This window comes from Halobacillus andaensis (genome assembly GCF_014636475.1).
In the GTDB taxonomy this organism is placed as follows: Bacteria; Bacillota; Bacilli; order Bacillales; family Halobacillaceae; genus Halobacillus_A; species Halobacillus_A andaensis.
Genome location: NZ_BMEL01000001.1, coordinates 85,381 through 106,170 on the forward strand (window position 1 = coordinate 85,381; position 20,790 = coordinate 106,170).

Below are 20,790 nucleotides of genomic sequence, written 5' to 3' on the forward strand. Positions count from 1 at the left end.
GTAATGATGTTTTCTAAGAGGAGCTGAAATGATGGCTGAAAAACTAGTGTTAATAGATGGTAACAGCATTGCATATCGCGCATTTTTTGCACTTCCTTTACTTAATAATGATAAGGGTGTCTACACGAATGCCGTATATGGGTTTACAACAATGCTGCTGAAAATATTAGAAGAGGATAAGCCGGACCATATTTTAGTAGCGTTTGACGCTGGTAAAACGACGTTCCGTCATAAAACCTATGAAGAATATAAAGGTGGAAGACAAAAGACACCTCCAGAGCTTTCTGAGCAATTCCCCGTACTAAAAGAACTTCTTGATGCGTTCGAAATTAAACATTATCAACTGGACCAATATGAGGCTGACGATATTATCGGTACATTAGCTGCACGGGGACAAGAGAAGAAGTATGATGTAAAAGTAATATCAGGAGACAAAGACTTACTTCAGCTTGTGTCTGACAAAGTAAAAGTTAGTTTAACTAAAAAAGGGATCACCAATGTGGATACCTATGATCCTGACTTTCTGTTAGAGAAGATGGAGATACGTCCTGATCAGGTAATTGATTTAAAAGCACTGATGGGAGATAGCTCTGACAACATTCCAGGGGTACCGGGAGTAGGAGAGAAAACAGCGGTTAAGTTGTTAAAGCAATTTGATAAGCTGGAGGCTGTTTTTGAACAGTTGTCTGAAGTAAGTGGTAAGAAATTAAAAGAAAAGCTAGAAACACATAAAGATGAAGCCTTTATGAGTAAAGAACTCGTAACGATTGAACGTAACGCACCTATTGAAATTGACTTAGGGGATTTAGAGTATCAGCATTATGATCAACAAAAAGTGTCTTCTATATTTAGAGATCTTGGCTTTCAATCTCTAATAAGCAGAGTCTCCACGGACGAAGTTGCTTCCCATCAGGAAGTTCCTGAAGATTGGGATGAGGTAGAGGTTAATGTGATACGTGAATTAACCAAAGATATGATCACTGGAAAAGAAGCTGTAGTCGTTGAAATGCTTCATGAAAATTATCATCAATCCCCAATAGTAGGAATTTCTATTGTCAATTCGAATGAAAACTACTTTATTACGATAGATGATGCAGAGAAATCAGAAGAGTTTATCAAATGGGCACAAGACCCTTCACAAGAAAAGTGGGTTTTTGATGCAAAACGAACCCTTGTGGCTTTAAGAAGGCATGGGATATCACTACAAGGTGTATCATTTGATCTATTACTAGCCTCTTATTTGATTAATCCTTCTGAAAATAATCATGATGTACCTTCCATCAGCCATCGTATGAACGAACGTGCTGTCCAATATGATGAAGAAATATATGGAAAAGGGGCGAAATTAAAAGTTCCTGATGATGAATCCATCATGCAAGAACACGTAACTAGAAAAGCTGCGGTTCTCTACAAGCTTAAAGAAACGATGGATGCCCAGCTTCAACAAAATGAGCAATATGAACTTTATGAAGAACTAGAAATGCCGCTAGCATTAATTCTTGGAGAAATGGAACACTGGGGCGTTCAAGTTGATGTCGGCCGATTAGAGGATATGGGAAGCGATCTTGATCGCAGGTTAAACGATATTAAGGCTGACATTTTTGAGCTTGCTGGGGAAGAATTTAATTTAAATTCACCTAAGCAGCTCGGTCCTATTTTATTTGAAAAGCTAGAACTTCCTGTAATTAAGAAAACAAAAACAGGCTATTCCACTTCTGCTGATGTCCTAGAGCAGCTTCAAGATGAGCATGAGATCATCGAGAAAATACTACTATTTCGCCAACTCGGAAAGCTTAAGTCAACGTATATTGAAGGTCTGTTGAAAGTAGTTAATCAGGACACAAATAAAATTCACACGAGGTTTAATCAAGCCCTCACTCAAACAGGACGTCTTAGCTCTATAGAGCCCAATCTGCAAAACATTCCCATTCGTTTGGAAGAGGGCAGGAAGATTAGACAAGCATTTGTTCCTTCAAAAGAAAATTGGGTGATGTTTGCCAGTGACTATTCTCAAATCGAACTTCGTGTGCTCGCTCACATTGCGCAGGATGAAAAACTTAGGAATGCCTTTAAAGAAGGGAAAGATATTCATACTCAAACGGCTAGTGAAGTATTCGATGTTTCAGAGGGGGAGGTAACCTCTCAAATGCGCCGGCAAGCTAAAGCGGTAAACTTTGGTATTGTATATGGAATTAGTGATTATGGATTATCACAAAGCCTTGGGATTACACGAAAAGAAGCAAAAACTTTTATTGAGAAATATCTTTCGAGCTACCCTGGAGTAAAAGAGTATATGAACGAATCTATACAGGAGGCCAAAAGATTAGGATACGTAAAAACATTTATGAATCGAAGAAGATACTTGCCAGATATTACGAGCCGTAATTTCAATCAGCGCAGCTTTGCAGAGCGCACAGCCATGAATACACCAATTCAAGGAAGTGCGGCAGATATTATTAAAAAAGCGATGATTGATTTAGATGAACGGTTAAGAACAGAGAAGCTCCAAGCTCGTATGCTTTTACAGGTTCATGATGAATTGATCCTGGAGGCACCTGAAGAAGAGCTTGAACGATTAAAAGAACTCGTACCAGAAGTGATGGAACAAACAGTCGAATTAGACGTCCCCCTTGAGGTTGATTATTCCTTTGGACCCACTTGGTATGATGCGAAGTAAGTGAGGAGAACGAAGAATGCCTGAATTACCTGAAGTAGAAACGGTTAGACAAACGTTAAAGCAATTGGTGTTAAATAAGAGAGTTAAAGATGTATCAATATTTTGGGACAATATTATTAAAAGACCTCAAGATCCAAATGACTTTAGGGCCTGGATTCAAGGCCAAGAGCTTCAAGATATCAATCGGAAGGGAAAGTTTTTAATCTTTCATTTTGAGGACATTTCCATGGTGTCTCATCTAAGAATGGAAGGGAAGTTTGGAGTTTATAACGCTTCCCTCCCTAAACCAAAACATACCCATGTGATTTTTCATTTTACAGATGGTACTGAACTGAGGTATGATGATGTTCGCAAATTTGGAACGATGCACTTATTTGAAAAAGGACAAGAATGGAACGAAAAGCCGCTTATTCAACTAGGGCCTGATCCATTTGATCCTTCATTTACGACAGAATATTTTTATGCAAAATTGCAAAAAACAAGCCGGTTGATCAAATCTGTGCTGCTTGATCAATCAGTTGTAGCTGGGCTTGGAAATATATATGTTGATGAAGCTTTGTATAAAGCAGGGCTTCACCCAGAGAGAATCGCGAAGGAGCTTACGTATGATGAGGCTTCTCGACTCAAAGAAGCTAGTACTCAGACGATTGTTGAAGCTGTGAAGCAGGGTGGAACAACGATTCGCTCGTATTTAAATGGACAAGGGGAAATGGGAATGTTTCAGCAGCAGCTGAAAGTTTACGGAAAAGAAAATACCGGATGCTTTGGATGTGGAAATCCAATAATAAAGCTGAAAGTAAGCGGTAGAGGAACCCATGTCTGTCCTCGCTGTCAAAAGTAACACATAATGGTTATCCGCCCATATACTATTTCACATTGATTATGTCGAGGTGAAAAGTGTTGGGGACTGGGTTTCTTACCTTACTTTTTGTTATAGCGGTTAGTATAGACAGCTTTGGAATTGGCTGTATGATCGGTTTGAAAAAGATTTATTTATCATTTAAAGGAATATGTGGCATTGCTCTTCTTTCCGGGCTCTGTTACTTATGTTCTGCCTCTGTCGGACACTTGCTGTTACCGTATATTAATCCTCAATTATTCGAATGGTTAGCGGCACTTTCATTTGTTGGGTTAGGTTTGTTTTTTATCTGGTCTAATAAAAAAAGCTCGGATCCTAAGCATGACGAGTCCATCTGGACACAGCCGACTCGAGTATTAAAATCTCCGGAAGATGCCGATGTAGACCATTCTGGGGGCATCCACGGCAAAGAAGTTGTACTCTTAGGGGCCGCCCTCTCCCTTGATACAATAGGTGCAGGCTTTAGTGGTGTTTTTATTGGTTTACCCCCATTTTATACGGCCGGACTTATTATACTTGCCACCTGCGTTATGCTATATGGTGGGTTAAAGAGCGGGGAAAAATTTAGCAGTAAAACGGAGTACTTTTCTATGTTACCAGGGATTTTATTAATTATTATTGGACTAATTAAGCTAGTTTAGGAGGACCGGGATGGGTATAATCATAGGGTTGACGGGTAGTATAGCTACTGGGAAAAGTACCATTTCTAAGATGTTTGACTCGTTCAACATTCCAGTCGTAGATGCCGATGTCATCTCAAGAGAAGTCGTTGAGATTGGCCGGCCTGCTTATCAACAAATCGTGGACTGCTTTGGAGAAAAGGTGTTACATGAAGATCGAACATTAAACCGTAAGCAATTAGGAAGTATTATTTTTAAAGACGAAACGAAGCGGAAGCAACTAAATGAAATCGTCCACCCTGAAGTAAGAAAACAGATGCTTGAGCAAAGAGATGGGTATTTAAATGAAGGAAACAAGGCAGTAGTATTGGATATTCCATTGCTTTTTGAGAGTGATCTTGCTCATTTTGCTGATCGTACGCTTGTCGTCTACGTTGATGAGGAAACTCAGCTTAAAAGGCTTATGGATAGGGATGGATCTTCGAAAGAGGATGCATTAGAAAGGATCCGATCACAGATCCCAATTCAAGAAAAAGCTGAAAGAGCTGATGAAGTGATTGATAATTCTGGAACAATTGAAGAAAGTTTTCAACAGTTAAAACGTATTTTAACTGAATGGAACGTGTTGAAAAAGTCTGATTGACTGCTCGTCAATTAGACTTTTTTTGTGTATTTTCTTGCATGATGTAAAGGAGTAAAGCCCTTTTTAAAAAATGTTAAAAAACAAACCACATAAGCGGTTTCAATGTGTTATACTATTTTTGAAAATACATTTCAAAAGTATATCACATATAGGGGGATTGCCTTATGAAGAAAACTAGAATAGCGGTTAACGGTCTGGGTAGAATCGGGAGAATGGTCTTCAGAAAAGCGGTCTTAGATGAGTCAATTGAACTTGTAGCCGTTAATGCAAGTTATCCTGCAGAAACAATCGCCCACATGCTAAAGTACGATAGTATCCATGGACGATTTGATGGAGAAATTGAACCCACTAAAGATGGGATTTTAATAAATGGAAAAAAAGTGGAGCTTTGTTCGAACCGAGATCCTTTGAAACTTCCATGGGATAAGTTAAATATTGATATCGTTATAGAAGCGACAGGTAAGTTTAAAACAAAAGAAGAAGCGTCCTTACACATTAAGTCTGGAGCAAAGAAAGTGATTATAACTGCACCAGGTAAGTCCGTTGATGCAACGATTGTGATGGGGGTTAATGAGGAAGTTTATAATCCGGAAGAACATGATGTGATCTCAAATGCATCTTGTACGACAAATTGTTTAGCACCAGTGGTAAAAGTGTTAGAGGATACTTTTGGGATTGAAAATGGGTTAATGACTACTGTGCATGCTTTTACCAATGACCAAAAGAATCTGGATAACCCTCACAAGGACCTGCGACGTGCCAGAGGGTGTACTCAATCCATTATTCCTACTTCCACAGGAGCGGCCAAAGCCCTTGGTGAAGTGATCCCTTCTTTGGAAGGTAAGTTAAATGGAATGGCTCTTCGAGTACCTACACCTAATGTTTCGTTAGTAGATCTTGTCGTCGATCTGAAAAAAGATGTGACGACTGAAGAAGTGAATGCAGCCTTTCAATCGATTAGTAATCATGCTATGAAAGGTATACTGGAATACAATGAAGAACCACTTGTCTCTATTGATTATACAACGTCTCCAGCTTCTGCTATTGTAGATGGATTATCTACTCAAGTTATGAGCGATCGGAAAGTTAAAGTGTTAGCGTGGTATGATAATGAGTGGGGTTATTCATGCAGAGTAGTAGATCTTGCTAAACATGTTGGTAATTTAATGAAGCAAGAAACACCAGCGAAAGTTTCTTAATGACAGTTGCCCCATTGTAACCTATAATTGGAAGGAACGAGTTTATTTAAAAATTGTTTCTTGCAAAAAAGGGATAAACCGTATATACTTTCTTTGAACTTCTGAATACTGTCAATTTCATGCTCTACTTAAAGGGTTAGGACCTCTCAGGACTAACTTTCCCCCGTGGTAGTACATGTAGGTATATTTAGAAGGGAACGAAGTCAATGTACAAAAAGGGGGATCCTTAAAATGGATACAATGGGAAGACATGTTATTAGTGAACTGTGGAATTGTAATGAAGATAAATTAAATGATATGAATTATATTGAACAGGTGTTTGTAGACGCTGCTTTAAGAGCTGGTGCAGAAGTTCGAGAAGTAGCTTTTCATAAATTTGCTCCTCATGGAGTGAGCGGGGTCGTTATTATTTCTGAGTCTCACTTAACGATTCACAGCTTTCCAGAGCATGGTTATGCAAGCATTGATGTTTATACGTGCGGTGATCGTATCGATCCTAATGTAGCCGCTCATTATATCGTTGAGGCTTTAGAGGCAGGAAGAAATGAAACAGTAGAGGTTCCTAGAGGTATGGGTCCAGTCGAAGTTCAACAATCAAAAGCATTGTAATAAAAAATCACACAGCTTTCTGTGTGATTTTTTGTTGCATCTTTATAAGGTGGTTGCTTTTCTTTTTAATAAAACGTGTTAAAATAATAAAGAGATGATGTCGAATTTTTGGTAAGGGGTTATGTTCGTGAAAGGATTTATTTCAAAATATTTTAGCAACCATTCTGAAACCAGTGAAGAGCATCGTGATGCGTCACTTAAAACAAGGTACTATAAAGCAAAGCGCGATGAAATTTTTAGTGCAGTAGAAGAAATGTTTCCCTCTCCTTCTGAAAAGGTAGCTGTATCAAAAGAAAGAGGCGAGTTGACAATAAAATATAAAGGGAAACGAAAAGCTTTTGTAGTCGCTACGATTATCATGGTCCGTCCTTTTCAAACGGCTGTAGACTTTTCTGTAACAACAGATTCAGGAGGTCCAATTGACTTCGGTTTTAGCCGCAGTCTAATCGTAGACTGCTACGATAAGCTGGATCGTCAATTCCCTCAATATGATCCTAATCAGTAAGGTGTATGAAATGACAATAGGTGGAGTTGATTTTTTTGAAGTGTCCTAATTGCCACTACAAAAGCACTAGAGTTCTTGATTCAAGACCTATTGAGGACGGGCATGCGATAAGACGTAGAAGAGAGTGCGAGAATTGTAACTTTCGCTACACAACATTTGAACGAGTGGAAGAAGTACCGCTGATTGTTGTGAAAAAAGAAGGTACGCGTGAAGAGTTTAGTCGTGAGAAGCTCATGCGCGGGCTTATTCGAGCATGTGAAAAGCGCCCAGTAGCTGTAGAAGAGCTTGAAGGTGTTACTCAAGATATAGAAAAAGAGTTAAGGAACCGCGGTGTTTCTGAGGTGCAAAGCAAAGATATTGGGGAAATGATTATGGAGAGACTCTCGCAGATTGATGAGGTCGCATATGTGAGGTTTGCTTCTGTCTATAGGCAGTTTAAAGATATTAACGTATTTATCGATGAATTAAAAGATTTAATTAAACACGAAGATAAAGGATGAGCCCCGATCGGCTCATTTTCTTTTTCTTCTGTTTAATTTCGTGAAAAGGGGGCGAGTAGTAAATGGAATCTTCAATAGGAAAGCTTTTGCCGGTTGATGGTTTTGTGTTAACAAAAAAAGGGACCACACCTAAACATGAACAGTGGTCACTTACTCACTTATACCAACCTGTTATAGGGGTATTAGCTATTTCTCTATATCAATTTTTAACAAGTGAGTGGGAAACGAATGACAGAAAACAAGTACAAACTCATCACGCAATTATGACGTATTTATCGTGCCCGTTAGATAAGATTTACGAAGCAAGGAAAAAGTTAGAAGCGATTGGCTTAATAAAGACTTTTGTAAAAGATGAAGAAGATACGGTTTACTTATATGAGCTGCGCCCGCCTCTGGCTGCAGAAGAATTTCTGGATGATACCTTTTTATCCTTGCTGCTGCAACACGAAATTGGTTCAGATAAATTAGAGCAATTGAAGAAACGATTGATGGTCAATAGAAGTGGTCTGTACGAAGGGTATGAGGAAGTGACGGTTTCATTTGATGAAGTCTTTCACCATCAAATTAAAGGAACTGGTCAACCATATAAACCCTCTGCAGACGTAAAACAGGTTAACACAAACATACAGCAAGGACCTGTCATTTCTGAGCAGCGAATAGACTTTAATTGGCTTCAGGAAGCCCTTAAGCAGCGGATGTATCCGGCTGGGAAAATTCTCACAGGGATTAATAAAAAAGTGATCAGTCAACTTGGTGCTCTGTATAACCTTAGTTCTACTGAGATTGAGAGAGCATTAACTTGGTCAATTAATGAAGACAACGAACTTGATCTAGAGGAATTTAAGTCGGCATGTCATGATTTTATGAAAAGCCACGCGGATGACAATGAACAAATTTTGAATAAACGAGAAAAAGTGGGTCCATCTTCTAAGGATACGGGCAGTAAAGAAGAACAGTTTGTTGAACTTTTGGAACAAATCTCTCCTCGTGAACTGTTAGAGGATCTTTCAACTGGAAATCAGGCTTCTAGTCAAGACATGAGAATGGTACGGGATGTGATGACGGAGCAAGGTTTAACACCTGGTGTAATGAATGTATTAGTCCATTATGTATTATTGAAAACAGATATGAAGCTTTCTAAAGCGTATTTAGAAAAAATAGCCAGTCACTGGGCCAGGAAAAATGTTACTACTGTGCGCCAGGCGATGAACTTAGCGAAAGCGGAGCACCAGCAATATCAGCAATGGGGCAACCAGCCGAAGAGAAAGTATCAAAATAAAAAGACTGAGGTTATCCCCGAGTGGTTTAAAAAGCAAGATGAAAAAAGACAAAAACAAGAAAAGCTTCATTCTTCTTATGATACCTCAGATTTAGAAGAAAGAATTCGCAAGCTTTCTAAAAAAGGAAATGGAGCATAGAAGGAGGTGGCCGAAGTGGAGCCGATTCAAAAATCATTACAGAAATGGATGAAAGATCACAAACAGTTCCAACAGCGGTTTAACCAAATGAAACAGCAAGTACTTCAAGATCGTGAAGTGAAAGAACTTATTGCCTCAAATCCTGCCTTAACGGAAGAGGCGGTAGACCGACAATTAATTAAGTTTTACGAATTTCAGTCTCAATCTAAAAACTGTGAAAAATGTCCTTCTCGTGAGAAGTGCATTAATATTTTAGAAGGATATACACCTGAACCAACTGTTGTAGGCTCAGAGTTGAAATTAATGTACAATAAGTGTCCTCGTGAAAGAAAATTGGAGCAAAAAAGAAAACAAGAGTCTTTGATTAACAGCCTTCATATGCCTCGAGAAATTCTAGAAGCAAGCTCTGAAAGACTAGATTTAAGTGATACTGATCGTACCGAAGCTGTAGCAAAAACGGTTCAATACTTGGAAGGGATAACGGACGAACTTCCAAGTAAAGGGTTATATTTTCACGGTCCCTTCGGTGTAGGAAAAACCTACTTCTTAGGTGTTATAGCTAATAGTCTAAGCGAAAAAAATATTTCCTCCATGCTCATCTACATGCCGGAATTTGTTCGAGAGATGAAGAATTCGATTAAAGATGATTCGATGAATAGTAAAATTGAAGCTTTCAAAACAACGCCTGTACTCATGTTAGATGATATAGGGGCTGAATCTCAGTCTGCCTGGTTTAGGGATGAAGTGCTGGGCTCGATTCTACAATATCGTATGATGGAGAGACTCCCTGTCTTTTTCACATCTAATTATAATTTGAAAGAACTTGAACAAATCTTTACAACGAGCAACCGTGGGGATGTAGAACAAGTAAAAGCTCAACGGATTACAGAAAGAATACGCCAGCTTAGCGATCTAATAAAAGTAGATGGTAAAAATCGCCGCGATTAATGCGAGCGAGTAGCATGTTTTTCTCACGCGTCACATATGTATAAAGTACAAAATGCTTTAAGACCATTTAAATGGTGTGATCATAAAGCTTTACACGTTGTGGTGAGGGGGAAGTGATGTTGGCTTGTGTGTATTTTTCCAATCGAAAAGAAGCATTTATCTTTTATCAAATCCTCTTTGATTCATATTCGAGGCGTGAACTTAAAGGAGAAATCAAAGAAGAGAAGAGCAAATGGTATGTGTATCTAAATGAAAACAGCATTAGTTCGATGACGGACATCGGACAAGCAATACTTGATATCCTTTATAAGAGGAAGCTGAACGCTTGGATGGAGGGTGTACTGCGGCACCGCTTTTATTATGATGATGCTAAAGAGATTGAGCGGATGATTCGATTGTCAACTAAACTAAAGGCTGACCCGCCTGAAGGTGTAACGCTGCCTGCTATTGATCAAGAAATAGAACGTTTTGTTAAGAGAAAAGTCTTTGAACATGCTTACTCAGATTTTGATGAACTGTCTGCTTCCTGTTTAGAATACATTTACTCTGATTTGTTAGATTTTACAGGTAAGCTGTTAGATGAGTACAAATTAGAAGAAGCTCATCAAATGATGGTGGATTCTTGGCGAAGGCGAGTCAAAAATAAGTCGAGTGGTGTTCCTCTTCTACATGTGAAGTATGATAGCGAAATTAAATATTACTTTCCTGAAGGTAATACAGTAGGAAGAGCGGAGCTTTTAAATTATTTAGGCTCTCACCCCGATCCGATGATTCAAAACTTGCCGGAAGACTTAGGAATTCTACCTGCCTTAATTTATTCTCCTGAAGAGCTCATGATTTATTCTGACCAGCAAGGAGAAGCGAAACTTGAACTTCTCATGAATATTTTTGAGGAAAAGGCCGTTTGGAAGCCTTTATCGTTTTTTCCTTTTCTCAAAGCTTGATTTCTTTATTGAATCCCGCTATAATACGTACATATTCAATATTAGGATCGCTTAGATGAGGACAAGAACAAAAAGTGACGCTGGATTAGAGAGGGGAGTCATCGGCTGAAAGCTCCTTCCTGACGACTTTATTTGTTTACCACCTCGGAGCCCTGTTTGTGAACGGCTGCTAGTAATAAACAGCGTCTGGTCTGCGTTAAGGACGAATGAAGCCACAACTAAGGTTGTGGGAAATTTTGGGTGGAACCACGAGATAATACGCTCGTCCCTTAGTACTTAATGTACTGAGAGGCGGGCGTTTTTATTTTATAAAAAAGTAAGGAGTGATGAATGATGTCAGAAATGATTAACATACAATTTCCTGATGGAAATAAGAAAGAGTATGATAAGGGAACGACCGGTGAAGAAATTGCTCATTCAATTTCTCCAGGTCTGCGTAAACAGGCTCTGGCGATTAAGTTGGATGGAGAGCCTTATGATTTGAGAAGACCAATTGAGCAAGACTGTGCGATTGAAATCTTAACGTATAAAAACCCTGAAGGTTTAGAAGTGTTGCGACATTCTACAGCTCATTTAATGGCACAAGCGATTAAACGTCTATATGGAGAGGTAAAGCTCGGAGTGGGCCCTGTCATTGAAAATGGTTTTTATTATGATATTGATCTCGATGTTTCACTGACTCCAGAAGATCTTCCGAAAATCGAAAAAGAAATGCAGCGGATCGTTGATGAAAACCATGAAGTCGAGCGAATTGAGCTTACTAGAGAAGAGGCGATCGAAAAGTATAAGGAAGTTGGAGATGAGCTGAAGCTAGAGCTTATTGAAGATATTCCTGAAGGAGAGCCGCTTACTATTTACAAGCAAGGTGAATTTTTTGATTTATGCCGAGGAGTCCACGTTCCACAAACAAGCAAAATTAAAATATTTAAGCTCCTAAATATTTCAGGTGCCTATTGGCGTGGCGACAGTGACAATAAAATGCTTCAACGTATTTATGGTACAGCATTTGAGAAACAAGCACATTTGGATGAATACTTGCAGATGCTGGAAGAAGCTAAAGAACGTGATCATCGTAAGCTTGGTAAAGAACTTGGGCTTTTCACAGTGAATCAAAAAGTTGGCCAAGGTTTGCCTTTATGGCTTCCTAAAGGTGCTACAATTCGTCGAAATATTGAACGTTACATTGTAGATACAGAGGAAAGACTGGGTTATGACCATGTGTATACTCCAGTACTAGGCAGTGTAGACCTTTATAAAACAAGTGGACACTGGGACCATTACAAAGATGATATGTTCCCAACCTTAGAGATGGATAATGAAGATCTAGTGCTTCGCCCAATGAACTGCCCCCATCACATGATGGTATATAAAAATGAATTTTACAGCTATCGTAACCTTCCTGTGAGAATTGCAGAGCTTGGCACAATGCATCGTCATGAAATGTCAGGGGCCTTAGCGGGCTTACAGCGTGTTCGCGCGATGACTCTTAATGACGCTCATATCTTTGCGCGTCCAGATCAGTTAAAAGATGAATTCAAACGAGTGGTTCGTCTCGTACAGGAAGTATATAGAGATTTCGGTATTGACGACTATTACTTCCGTTTGTCTTATCGTGACCCTGAGGACAGCGAAAAGTACGTGGATAATGACGAGATGTGGGATAAAGCACAAGCTATGTTAAAAGAAACAATGGAAGATATGGAGCTTGAATATGTAGAAGCTGAAGGAGAAGCTGCGTTTTATGGGCCTAAGCTCGATGTTCAAGTGAAAACAGCGCTAGGGAAAGATGAGACACTTTCTACTGTCCAATTAGATTTCCACTTGCCTGAGAAATTTGATTTAACATATGTAGGCGAGGACGGAAAAGACCATCGTCCGGTAGTTATTCACCGTGGAGTCGTTTCTACAATGGAACGATTTGTTGCTTTTCTTATTGAAGAGTATAAAGGAGCGTTCCCTACTTGGTTAGCACCTGTTCAAGCGAGGATTATACCTGTTTCTGCGGATGTTCACCTTGATTATGCTAAGAAACTTGAAGATGAGCTCCGTGAAGCTGGGATCCGCGTAGAGGTAGACGAGCGAGACGAAAAGATTGGCTATAAGATTCGAGAGACTCAGACACAAAAGATTCCTTATGCCTTAGTGGTTGGTGATCGTGAAATTGAAGATCGCGCTGTGAATGTTCGCCGTTACAGTCAACAAAATTCTGAATCAAAAGCTGTTGATTCTTTCATCAAAGAAATTCGTAACGAAATCGATCAAAAATTATTAAATAAGTAATGAAAAATGCCGTATTAACGGCCTTTAGCTTGTAGAAAAACCCTTTTTTCTAGAAGCCGCTGAAAAACTGAAGATCCATGAAAGGACTGTGAAGAATTTAATTTCCACACAGACGGCTTTTCTTCTAACTTTTAAGAGATTTGCGCCTTCTATTCCTTCCTAAGTTTAACGATTCGTTTCACTTAGCTGTGAAAATCGCCATCGCACCTTGTAACATACGAATGGGGTTTTTAAATTGATCTCTGTTGATGCTACGATGAGTGTTCGGGGGTGACGCCTGGTCGATTAAAACCGGCCACGTCCTGTGGCCAACATCGACACTAGCACGTCCGGTGCGTCGCGGGAACAGCGCGAGCCGAAGATCCACTTGGTCAAGTGAATTTCTTGACCAAGTTAGCTGAGGCCGTGCCCGCGGCAAGCATCCACCGACAAGCGATTCGTGAGCTTCAACTACAATCTTTAACAGCTTTTTTAGATTAGAAAGGACTTTTTCAGTGGCCTCGTTTTCTACAAGCTTTTTTGTGTGAGAATTGTTCATAACTTTTTGCTTTTTCTTTTTATGCTATTGATTTATTATTAAAGATCCTTTACTATCTATAAAGTAGCAAGAAAGACATTGTAGTGAGAATTGACACAAGCTAATGAGCATGATATTATAGTTTAGGTAACTGAATGAACGGATCTGAGACAAGAAGAAGCACCCGCTTCTCACCTGATCGACGCTTAACGCAGTTGGCAGGTTACTTATCCTTTGACTTTGATAGGAGACGTGTGGGTGCATTATGTGTACCGGCACTTTTTTTATGGGATCAAAACTACTTGTCGATGACGGATCTTATATAAGGTTTCTAAAATATGTTGGAGGTGGCTAGTTATTAGCAAAGATAACATGAATGTTAATGAGAAAATTCGTGCACGTGAAGTACGCCTCATTGATGTAAACGGCGAACAGCTAGGTGTTAAATCTAAGAATGAAGCACTGGATATTGCAGCAAATGCAAATCTTGACCTTGTTATGGTTGCGCCAAATGCGAAGCCTCCGGTCTGCCGCATTATGGATTACGGGAAATATCGTTATGAGCAGCAGAAGAAAGAAAAAGAAGCTCGTAAAAATCAAACAACGATTAAAATTAAAGAAGTACGCTTAAGCCCTGGAATTGAAGAGCATGACTTCAACACGAAGCTGCGTAATGCTCGTAAATTTTTAACAAAAGGCGATAAAGTGAAAGCTTCTGTCCGTTTCCGCGGTCGTGCGATTACGCACAAAGAACTTGGACAAAAAGTTCTTGATCGACTGGCTGAAGAGTGTAAAGATATCGCTACAATTGAGACCAAGCCTAAAATGGAAGGTCGTAATATGTTTATGATGCTTGCTCCTATTAATGAGAAGTAAGCAAAATTAGCTGAAGGAGGAAATTGTAATGCCTAAAATGAAAACCCACAAAGGTTCTCAAAAACGTTTTAAGAAAACAGGTAACGGAAAGGTGAAACGTTCTCACGCATTCACTAGTCACTTGTTTGCTAATAAATCTACGAAGCAAAAGCGTAAACTACGTAAAGCTACGTTCGTATCTGCCGGAGACTTCCGTCGTATTAAGCACATGCTTCCGAAAAAATAAACTATAATTATAGAATTATATAGGAGGGAATTCCCATGCCACGAGTAAAAGGTGGAACAGTGACACGCAAACGTCGTAATCGTGTCCTTAAACTAGCAAAAGGTTATTATGGTTCAAAGCACGCTCTATTTAAAACAGCAAAACAACAAGTAATGAAGTCAGGTCAGTACGCTTATCGTGACCGTCGTCAGAAAAAACGTGACTTCCGTAAGCTATGGATTGCACGTATTAACGCTGCAGCTCGTATGAATGATATTTCATACAGCCGTCTAATGCACGGTCTTAAGCTTGCTGGTATCGAAGTGAACCGTAAGATGCTTGCAGACCTAGCCGTTAATGACGAAAAAGGTTTCGCAAGTCTTGCAGAACAAGCAAAGTCAGCTCTTAAATAAGTAAAGAAAAAGTCATTTCCGTTCGGTAGGAAATGACTTTTTTTTATATCGAAATGGAGTCATGATAATGGAACTTTCCTTATTGTTTTTAAGTTATCTCACAACCATCAATGTTCTTTTATTCATTTTAATGGGGTTTGATAAACGTCAGGCGGTCAAGAGAAACAGAAGAATAAGTGAAAAAAATCTGTGGTTGATCGCATGGATCGGTGGAGCCGCAGGCGGGTATTTAGGAATGGAAATCTTCAGACATAAAACAAAGCATCGTAGTTTTAAGGTAGGCATGCCGGTCCTTATTGCCATTCAAGTCATTGTTCTACTATGGTACGTAATGGTCTAAATCCTTCTTTTGTTCATATGCTGTAGGTAGGAGGTGCGAACTTCATGAGTGAAGCATCATCTGCACTACTAAGTTGGATTGAGCATCAAGGAATATGGGCACCCCTTTTATTTATTTTTATTCATTTGCTGCGTCCTTTCTTGTTTTTACCAGTAATGCTCGTTTGTATTACTGGAGGTGTGTTATTTGGTCCGGTTGCTGGGACTGCGTATTCGGTGATAGGCACTTTGTTATCGAGCCTTTTATTTTATCGAATGATTCGTCTTGTTCCTTCAGGGTTTAAAAAGCTTCAACAGATGTATGAGCGATGGAACAATCGAAGAATAAAGCTCACCGTCAAGCAAGTAGCTATCCTTCGTCTTATCCCATTTATTCATTTTCACCTTCTTTCTTATTGTCTCATTGAGATAAGCTCAGACTTTAAAGACTATGCAAAGTCATCTTTCTTTGCCAATATCCCATTGGCCGTCGTGTATACTTCTATGGGTCAATGGATTACATTGTTTTCAATCCCTGTAATTGCACTGTTAACAAGTTTTTTGCTTTTATTTTGTTATATGGTAAGAAGGAAATCTGAAGTTTTCGTTTGGAAAGAGTTTTTTCAAGCGAGTTAAGGCCGCTATGAATTAGCGGCCTTAATTCTCGTCTTCGGGGAGAGGTTTTATGTTTAATCGATTAATTGGGTATTTCCATTCAATCTTTGCGTAAGGATACTTCATTAAAATCTGTTCTTCAAGAAAGTAAAGATCGTTTCTTTCTAATCCTTGCAGTTTTTCGGGTTCTTTAGATGACACTTGAATGGTCAGTACTTCAAATGCATGTTCCGTCGCTCCTAAATACTTTTCACCTTCAAACATCATTCCTCTGTAAGTAATTAAGAAATTATGTTTTGTGTTTTCGGGATCATCCCAAAAATAAAATTCATTGTTTTGGTGAGATTGATCTAATTTCCTTCGAGGGTTTGTATAAAATTTAAAAGCAGTATATAGAATTACCGCAAAGGCTATAAGCAGGAGGATACGGAATAAAATGATCATTACCATTACAATCGTCTCCCTGTAAATCATTTATAACTTCTTGTACGTTTTCGCATGCTTTTTAGTTTCAAAAAATGATACATTTATAAAGAAAGAGTGAAGAGGAGTGATGAATGATGAATTGGGACGCATTTTATGACAGCCAGGCTCAATTAGATGCCCACATTGTAAAAAAACAGAACTTAGAAGATGCATCAGTGATTGAAGATAAGATATTAGCGCTGTTCGTTGAAGTTGGTGAACTAGCGAACGAAACACGCTGTTTTAAGTTTTGGAGCACCAAACCCTCTAGCGATCAGTCGGTCGTTCTAGAGGAGTACGTAGACGGGCTCCATTTCATTTTATCGTTAGGTTTAGATTTAGATCTTCGCTATCGTTCAGGATCACTTAACAATACTCCTGAAAAGACAGAAGCCTTTTTGGATGTATTTACTTCGATTGAGCGTTTTAAACATCATAAAGATAATCGTTCGTATCAGCGAATGTTTGAAAGCTATTTAATTCTTGGCCAGTCATTAGGAATGACGGAGAAAGAATTGCAGCAAGCCTATGAAGAAAAGAATAAAGTTAACTTTCAAAGACAGGATCAAGGGTATTAAGCGGCTGGATAAATTTTGTTTATTTTTGCCTAAAGTTATATAATAAAAAGTAGAGAAAAAAGGAGGTAATTTTTACATATGGCAAATAAAGATGAAACGTTGCAAATGTTGAAAGAACTTACTGATGCAAAAGGAATACCAGGAAACGAGCGTGAAGCGCGAGAAGTCATGTCACGTTACATCTCTCCGTTTGCGGATGAAGTTTACACTGACAATTTAGGAAGTCTGGTTGCGAAAAAAACTGGAAATAAAAAAGGCCCAAGAGTAATGGTAGCTGGTCACTTAGACGAGGTTGGTTTCATGGTGACTCGTATTGACGATCATGGCTATATTTATTTTCAGCCTGTTGGAGGCTGGTGGAGTCAGGTAATGTTAGCTCAGCGAGTGACAATTATGACTCGAAATGGCGATTTAACAGGAATTATCGGATCTAAACCTCCGCACATCCTTCCTGCTGACCAGCGCAAGAAAGCAGTGGATATTAAAGATATGTTTATTGATATTGGAGCATCTAGCCGAGAAGAAGCGAAAGAATTCGGTGTGACTCCTGGGGATTCAATTGTTCCATATTTTGAATTTACACAAATGAAGAATGAAAAATTGTTATTAGCTAAAGCTTGGGATAACCGTATCGGCTGTGCCATTGCGATTGAAGTGCTTAAGCAATTAAAAGGCGAAAAGCATCCTAATATTGTTTATGGTGTCGGGACCGTGCAAGAAGAGGTTGGTTTACGTGGAGCACGTACATCTGCTAATTTAATCAACCCAGACATTGCTTTTGGTGTTGATGTAGGAATCGCTGGTGACACACCAGGCGTTTCTGATCGAGATGCTTCAAGCAAAATGGGAGAGGGTCCTCAGATTATTTTATATGATGCGTCCATGGTTTCTCATAAAGGATTACGTGATTATGTTGTAGATACGGCGGATGAGCATTCGATTCCTTATCAGTTCGATTCATTAGCAGGAGGAGGAACAGATTCAGGTGCCATCCATTTAAGCCATAACGGTGTACCTGCCCTTTCTATTACAATCGCAACACGCTATATTCATTCTCATGCCGCGATGCTTCACCGTGATGATTTTGAAAATGCCGTTCGTTTAATTGTAGAAGTCATCAAAGGGTTAGACGATAAAAAAGTAAAAGAAATTACATTTAATTAATGAGAAAAGCATCCCTATAAAGAGGGATGCTTTTTTTATTCTGCCAAACTTTTCTCTAACGTTTGCAGTATTTCTTGACGATCTTGTTCTTCTGATTCTTTCCAAAGCATTTCAAAAAATACGCCTAACCCAGGAAGCATCTTTTCTTCTCCTTTTTGTAATGCGTCATCAATCGTTGCTTCGAGTTGATCAGCATTATGCCCAGAAACGTTTGAAAGGATGGCTTGTCGTAAGTTTAAGTTCATCTGTGTCTACCTCCATTTGTGTTTACGTTTAGTTTGACCAATTATGATAAGCCTATGTATGATAAGGTTGAACTTAAATGAAAATGAGGTCTTTTATGTTAACATCCTTAACAAATCCAAAAGTAAAAGAATGGAAAAAACTACAAAAGAGAAAATACCGTGAGAGAAATGGACTGTTTTTAGTAGAAGGACATCACTTAGTTGAAGAAGCGATCAAGAGTGAGTGGACGGTAAGAGAGATCATTCTTCGGGAAGAAGCTTCATTAGAATCCGTGAATGCCCTTCCAGTTACGTATGTGAGTGATCAAGTTTTTAATGAAATTGCAGAAACACAAACCCCCCAAGGAGTAGCGGCGGTTATAGAGTTTAAAGATTTTACTTATGAGCCCGCTCCTTATTCACTGCTTATTGATTCGGTACAAGATCCAGGAAACTTGGGAACGCTTATTCGAACAGCGGATGCTGCAGGGTTTAATCAAGTGATTGTAGGGAGAGGCTCCGTTGACGTCTTTAATGAAAAGGTAGTTCGAGCAACCCAAGGCTCGCTCTTTCACTTACCCGTGATCCAAGCAGAGTTAGAAGAAGTTATTCCTTATTTAAAAGAAAACAATGTTTCTGTATACGCTGCTACGTTAGAAGACTCTGTACCATATAAGCATATTGAAACTCAATCGAATGTAGCCTTACTCGTTGGAAATGAAGGACAAGGCATTCGTGAAGAGATACTGAACCATGTTGATCAAAATGTAAATATTCCGATTTACGGTGAAGCGGAATCACTAAACGTTGCTATTGCGGCTGCTATATTAATGTATCACTTCAAAGCCTAGGGTTGCATTACGAGCGTCTTTTCTCTATAATTATCAACAGTTATATAGAACAAAAGCGAGGAAAGAGCAAAGTAAATGATTGCATCAGCGTTTTAGGGAAGAAATGCCTTAGACTGGAAGCATTTCTAACGTGGCAATGATTGAATTTTCACTCTGGAGCTGACGCCGATGAGCGTTCCGGATTTTAGTCCGTTATCTAATGATCTAAGTGGGCACATAGTGTCAACAAGGGTGGTACCGCGAAACGATTATTCAAGTCTCGTCCCTTTTTATGGGGATGGGGCTTTTTTTATTTTTATAAAGGAGGAACGTACCATGAAGGAACGTTTACAAGAGTTAAAAGCTGAAGCGTTAACTAAAGTAGAGCAAGCTGAAGAAATACAGGATTTAAAAGATGTTCGCGTTGAATATTTGGGAAAGAAAGGTCCCATTACAGAAGTATTAAGAGGGATGGGGAAATTATCGAAGGAAGAAAGACCTGTTATTGGTCAACTAGCCAATGACGTGCGAGAAGAAATTGCTCAAGCGATTGAAAAGAAGCAATCCGGTTTAGAAGAAGCGGCCTTAGAGGAACAGCTCGAAGCTGAAAGTATAGACGTAACACTCCCGGGTCGTCCGGTTCAAGTAGGAGGACCACACTTACTGACGAGCATTGTTGAAGAAATTGAAAACTTATTTATTGGAATGGGTTTTGAAATTAAAGAAGGACCTGAAGTTGAAACCGACTACTACAATTTTGAAGCTTTAAACTTACCAAAAGGTCATCCGGCTCGTGATATGCAAGATTCCTTTTACATTACTGAAGAGCTACTATTAAGAACCCATACTTCTCCTGTTCAAGCGAGAACGATGGGAATGAAAAACGGTAATGAACCCGTTAAAATGATCTGTCCTGGTAAAGTGTACCGACGTGACACGGATGATGCTACACACTCTCACCAATTTACTCAAATTGAAGGCTTGCTTGTAGATAAGCATGTTCGTATGAGTGATTTGAAAGGTGTACTTAATACGTTTGCTAAGCAAATGTTTGGAGAGGAACGAGAAATTCGTCTGCGTCCAAGCTTTTTCCCTTTTACAGAACCATCTGTAGAAATGGATATATCTTGTAAAGTTTGTGGGGGAGAAGGCTGTTCTGTCTGCAAAGGTACTGGCTGGATAGAAATACTTGGTGCAGGAATGGTTCACCCGAATGTGCTTGAAATGGCTGGATATGATCCGAAAGAGTACTCCGGCTTTGCTTTTGGGATGGGTCCAGAGCGTATTGCCATGCTGAAATATGGTGTCGACGATATCCGTAACTTTTATATCAATGATCAACGATTCTTAAAGCAATATCATAAGGCGTAAGGAGGAATAACG

24 protein-coding genes and 2 other annotated features are annotated in these 20,790 nt (G+C 39.2%); of the genes, 21 read left to right on the forward strand and 3 right to left on the reverse strand.

All coding sequences use genetic code 11. From position 1 onward, the window contains the following. The first annotated feature begins 31 nt into the window (after positions 1–31). The 12 genes from polA to thrS all read left to right on the forward strand — a co-directional run bounded on the left by polA (position 32) and on the right by thrS (position 13,202). Positions 32–2,677, forward strand: coding sequence for a DNA polymerase I (gene polA / locus IEV27_RS00425; RefSeq protein WP_188375495.1), 2,646 nt, complete (start codon positions 32–34; stop codon positions 2,675–2,677). A 16-nt stretch (positions 2,678–2,693) separates the two neighbouring features. Continuing rightward, on the forward strand, positions 2,694–3,518 hold the full coding sequence (mutM, locus tag IEV27_RS00430) for a DNA-formamidopyrimidine glycosylase (protein ID WP_188375496.1): 825 nt from the start codon (positions 2,694–2,696) through the stop codon (positions 3,516–3,518). Positions 3,519–3,574: 56 nt separating this feature from the next. Next, positions 3,575–4,177, forward strand: a complete 603-nt coding sequence (locus tag IEV27_RS00435) for a manganese efflux pump (protein ID WP_425352522.1) — start codon at positions 3,575–3,577, stop codon at positions 4,175–4,177. A gap of 10 nt (positions 4,178–4,187) precedes the next feature. Then, positions 4,188–4,799 carry a dephospho-CoA kinase gene (coaE, locus tag IEV27_RS00440; protein ID WP_188375497.1) on the forward strand — a complete coding sequence of 204 codons (612 nt, stop codon included), beginning with the start codon at positions 4,188–4,190 and terminating at the stop codon, positions 4,797–4,799. A gap of 164 nt (positions 4,800–4,963) precedes the next feature. Further along, a complete protein-coding gene (locus tag IEV27_RS00445) occupies positions 4,964–5,998 on the forward strand; it encodes a glyceraldehyde-3-phosphate dehydrogenase (RefSeq protein WP_188375498.1) in 1,035 nt (344 codons plus the stop codon). A gap of 231 nt (positions 5,999–6,229) precedes the next feature. Further along, positions 6,230–6,607, forward strand: a complete 378-nt coding sequence (gene speD / locus IEV27_RS00450; RefSeq protein WP_245345276.1) for an adenosylmethionine decarboxylase — start codon at positions 6,230–6,232, stop codon at positions 6,605–6,607. Between the two features lie 127 nt (positions 6,608–6,734). Further along, positions 6,735–7,112 (forward strand): cytosolic protein, encoded by a 378-nt coding sequence (locus tag IEV27_RS00455; RefSeq protein WP_188375499.1) that lies wholly within the window; start codon positions 6,735–6,737, stop codon positions 7,110–7,112. A gap of 35 nt (positions 7,113–7,147) precedes the next feature. Then, positions 7,148–7,612 (forward strand): transcriptional regulator NrdR, encoded by a 465-nt coding sequence (gene nrdR, locus IEV27_RS00460; protein WP_188375500.1) that lies wholly within the window; start codon positions 7,148–7,150, stop codon positions 7,610–7,612. A 62-nt stretch (positions 7,613–7,674) separates the two neighbouring features. Further along, entirely contained in the window at positions 7,675–9,030 is a 1,356-nt protein-coding gene (locus IEV27_RS00465; RefSeq protein WP_188375501.1) for a replication initiation and membrane attachment family protein, read from the forward strand. A gap of 15 nt (positions 9,031–9,045) precedes the next feature. Continuing rightward, entirely contained in the window at positions 9,046–9,978 is a 933-nt protein-coding gene (gene dnaI, locus IEV27_RS00470; protein WP_188375502.1) for a primosomal protein DnaI, read from the forward strand. Positions 9,979–10,106: 128 nt separating this feature from the next. Beyond that, the gene (ytxC, locus tag IEV27_RS00475) at positions 10,107–10,922 is read left to right on the forward strand and encodes a sporulation protein YtxC (protein ID WP_229734891.1); all 816 of its coding nucleotides are present in this window, start codon (positions 10,107–10,109) and stop codon (positions 10,920–10,922) included. 333 nt (positions 10,923–11,255) lie between these two features. Beyond that, positions 11,256–13,202, forward strand: coding sequence for a threonine--tRNA ligase (gene thrS, locus IEV27_RS00480; protein ID WP_188375504.1), 1,947 nt, complete (start codon positions 11,256–11,258; stop codon positions 13,200–13,202). A 178-nt stretch (positions 13,203–13,380) separates the two neighbouring features. Here the strand turns inward: thrS and IEV27_RS00485 are convergent, their stop codons facing one another. Beyond that, a complete protein-coding gene (locus IEV27_RS00485; RefSeq protein ID WP_188375505.1) occupies positions 13,381–13,740 on the reverse strand; it encodes a hypothetical protein in 360 nt (119 codons plus the stop codon). A gap of 145 nt (positions 13,741–13,885) precedes the next feature. Next, positions 13,886–14,010, forward strand: a sequence feature (ribosomal protein L20 leader region). Between the two features lie 81 nt (positions 14,011–14,091). Here IEV27_RS00485 and infC point away from each other — a divergent pair. The 5 genes from infC to IEV27_RS00510 all read left to right on the forward strand — a co-directional run bounded on the left by infC (position 14,092) and on the right by IEV27_RS00510 (position 16,167). After that, positions 14,092–14,595 (forward strand): translation initiation factor IF-3, encoded by a 504-nt coding sequence (gene infC / locus IEV27_RS00490; RefSeq protein WP_188375506.1) that lies wholly within the window; start codon positions 14,092–14,094, stop codon positions 14,593–14,595. Positions 14,596–14,623: 28 nt separating this feature from the next. Continuing rightward, positions 14,624–14,821 (forward strand): 50S ribosomal protein L35, encoded by a 198-nt coding sequence (gene rpmI / locus IEV27_RS00495; protein ID WP_101844577.1) that lies wholly within the window; start codon positions 14,624–14,626, stop codon positions 14,819–14,821. A 35-nt stretch (positions 14,822–14,856) separates the two neighbouring features. Then, the gene (gene rplT, locus IEV27_RS00500; protein ID WP_188375507.1) at positions 14,857–15,213 is read left to right on the forward strand and encodes a 50S ribosomal protein L20; all 357 of its coding nucleotides are present in this window, start codon (positions 14,857–14,859) and stop codon (positions 15,211–15,213) included. 67 nt (positions 15,214–15,280) lie between these two features. Continuing rightward, positions 15,281–15,553 (forward strand): DUF1294 domain-containing protein, encoded by a 273-nt coding sequence (locus IEV27_RS00505; protein WP_188375508.1) that lies wholly within the window; start codon positions 15,281–15,283, stop codon positions 15,551–15,553. A 44-nt stretch (positions 15,554–15,597) separates the two neighbouring features. After that, positions 15,598–16,167 carry a TVP38/TMEM64 family protein gene (locus IEV27_RS00510; protein WP_188375509.1) on the forward strand — a complete coding sequence of 190 codons (570 nt, stop codon included), beginning with the start codon at positions 15,598–15,600 and terminating at the stop codon, positions 16,165–16,167. Positions 16,168–16,188: 21 nt separating this feature from the next. On the opposite strand, the gene IEV27_RS00515 is transcribed toward IEV27_RS00510, so the two are convergent. Beyond that, complete coding sequence (locus tag IEV27_RS00515) at positions 16,189–16,596, reverse strand: sigma-w pathway protein ysdB (protein ID WP_308808291.1); 408 nt, start codon at positions 16,594–16,596, stop codon at positions 16,189–16,191. 107 nt (positions 16,597–16,703) lie between these two features. Between IEV27_RS00515 and IEV27_RS00520 the strand changes: the two genes are divergently transcribed. Then, positions 16,704–17,189 carry a dUTP diphosphatase gene (locus IEV27_RS00520; RefSeq protein WP_308808292.1) on the forward strand — a complete coding sequence of 162 codons (486 nt, stop codon included), beginning with the start codon at positions 16,704–16,706 and terminating at the stop codon, positions 17,187–17,189. A 78-nt stretch (positions 17,190–17,267) separates the two neighbouring features. Beyond that, positions 17,268–18,353: a M42 family metallopeptidase gene (locus tag IEV27_RS00525; RefSeq protein WP_188375510.1), complete on the forward strand. Its 1,086-nt coding sequence runs from the start codon at positions 17,268–17,270 to the stop codon at positions 18,351–18,353. 35 nt (positions 18,354–18,388) lie between these two features. Here IEV27_RS00525 and sspI read toward each other — a convergent pair whose 3' ends face one another. After that, on the reverse strand, positions 18,389–18,598 hold the full coding sequence (sspI, locus tag IEV27_RS00530; RefSeq protein WP_188375511.1) for a small acid-soluble spore protein SspI: 210 nt from the start codon (positions 18,596–18,598) through the stop codon (positions 18,389–18,391). Between the two features lie 95 nt (positions 18,599–18,693). Here sspI and IEV27_RS00535 point away from each other — a divergent pair, with 95 nt between their 5' ends. Continuing rightward, positions 18,694–19,428, forward strand: a complete 735-nt coding sequence (locus tag IEV27_RS00535) for a TrmH family RNA methyltransferase (RefSeq protein WP_188375512.1) — start codon at positions 18,694–18,696, stop codon at positions 19,426–19,428. A 49-nt stretch (positions 19,429–19,477) separates the two neighbouring features. After that, positions 19,478–19,698 (forward strand) — a binding site (T-box leader). A gap of 45 nt (positions 19,699–19,743) precedes the next feature. Continuing rightward, a complete protein-coding gene (pheS, locus tag IEV27_RS00540; RefSeq protein ID WP_188375513.1) occupies positions 19,744–20,778 on the forward strand; it encodes a phenylalanine--tRNA ligase subunit alpha in 1,035 nt (344 codons plus the stop codon). Positions 20,779–20,790: the final 12 nt, after the last annotated feature.

Coding starts and splice junctions, on each gene's coding strand:
- rpmI (WP_101844577.1), top strand. CDS start 14,624: ATGCCTAAAATGAAAACCCACAAAGGTTCTCAAAAACGTTTTAAGAAA.
- IEV27_RS00525 (WP_188375510.1), top strand. CDS start 17,268: ATGGCAAATAAAGATGAAACGTTGCAAATGTTGAAAGAACTTACTGAT.
- IEV27_RS00505 (WP_188375508.1), top strand. CDS start 15,281: ATGGAACTTTCCTTATTGTTTTTAAGTTATCTCACAACCATCAATGTT.
- IEV27_RS00535 (WP_188375512.1), top strand. CDS start 18,694: ATGTTAACATCCTTAACAAATCCAAAAGTAAAAGAATGGAAAAAACTA.
- IEV27_RS00445 (WP_188375498.1), top strand. CDS start 4,964: ATGAAGAAAACTAGAATAGCGGTTAACGGTCTGGGTAGAATCGGGAGA.
- pheS (WP_188375513.1), top strand. CDS start 19,744: ATGAAGGAACGTTTACAAGAGTTAAAAGCTGAAGCGTTAACTAAAGTA.
- IEV27_RS00515 (WP_308808291.1), bottom strand. CDS start 16,596: ATGGTAATGATCATTTTATTCCGTATCCTCCTGCTTATAGCCTTTGCG.
- IEV27_RS00520 (WP_308808292.1), top strand. CDS start 16,704: ATGATGAATTGGGACGCATTTTATGACAGCCAGGCTCAATTAGATGCC.
- sspI (WP_188375511.1), bottom strand. CDS start 18,598: ATGAACTTAAACTTACGACAAGCCATCCTTTCAAACGTTTCTGGGCAT.
- infC (WP_188375506.1), top strand. CDS start 14,092: ATGAATGTTAATGAGAAAATTCGTGCACGTGAAGTACGCCTCATTGAT.
- IEV27_RS00485 (WP_188375505.1), bottom strand. CDS start 13,740: ATGAACAATTCTCACACAAAAAAGCTTGTAGAAAACGAGGCCACTGAA.
- speD (WP_245345276.1), top strand. CDS start 6,230: ATGGATACAATGGGAAGACATGTTATTAGTGAACTGTGGAATTGTAAT.
- coaE (WP_188375497.1), top strand. CDS start 4,188: ATGGGTATAATCATAGGGTTGACGGGTAGTATAGCTACTGGGAAAAGT.
- IEV27_RS00510 (WP_188375509.1), top strand. CDS start 15,598: ATGAGTGAAGCATCATCTGCACTACTAAGTTGGATTGAGCATCAAGGA.
- mutM (WP_188375496.1), top strand. CDS start 2,694: ATGCCTGAATTACCTGAAGTAGAAACGGTTAGACAAACGTTAAAGCAA.
- rplT (WP_188375507.1), top strand. CDS start 14,857: ATGCCACGAGTAAAAGGTGGAACAGTGACACGCAAACGTCGTAATCGT.
- IEV27_RS00465 (WP_188375501.1), top strand. CDS start 7,675: ATGGAATCTTCAATAGGAAAGCTTTTGCCGGTTGATGGTTTTGTGTTA.
- thrS (WP_188375504.1), top strand. CDS start 11,256: ATGTCAGAAATGATTAACATACAATTTCCTGATGGAAATAAGAAAGAG.
- polA (WP_188375495.1), top strand. CDS start 32: ATGGCTGAAAAACTAGTGTTAATAGATGGTAACAGCATTGCATATCGC.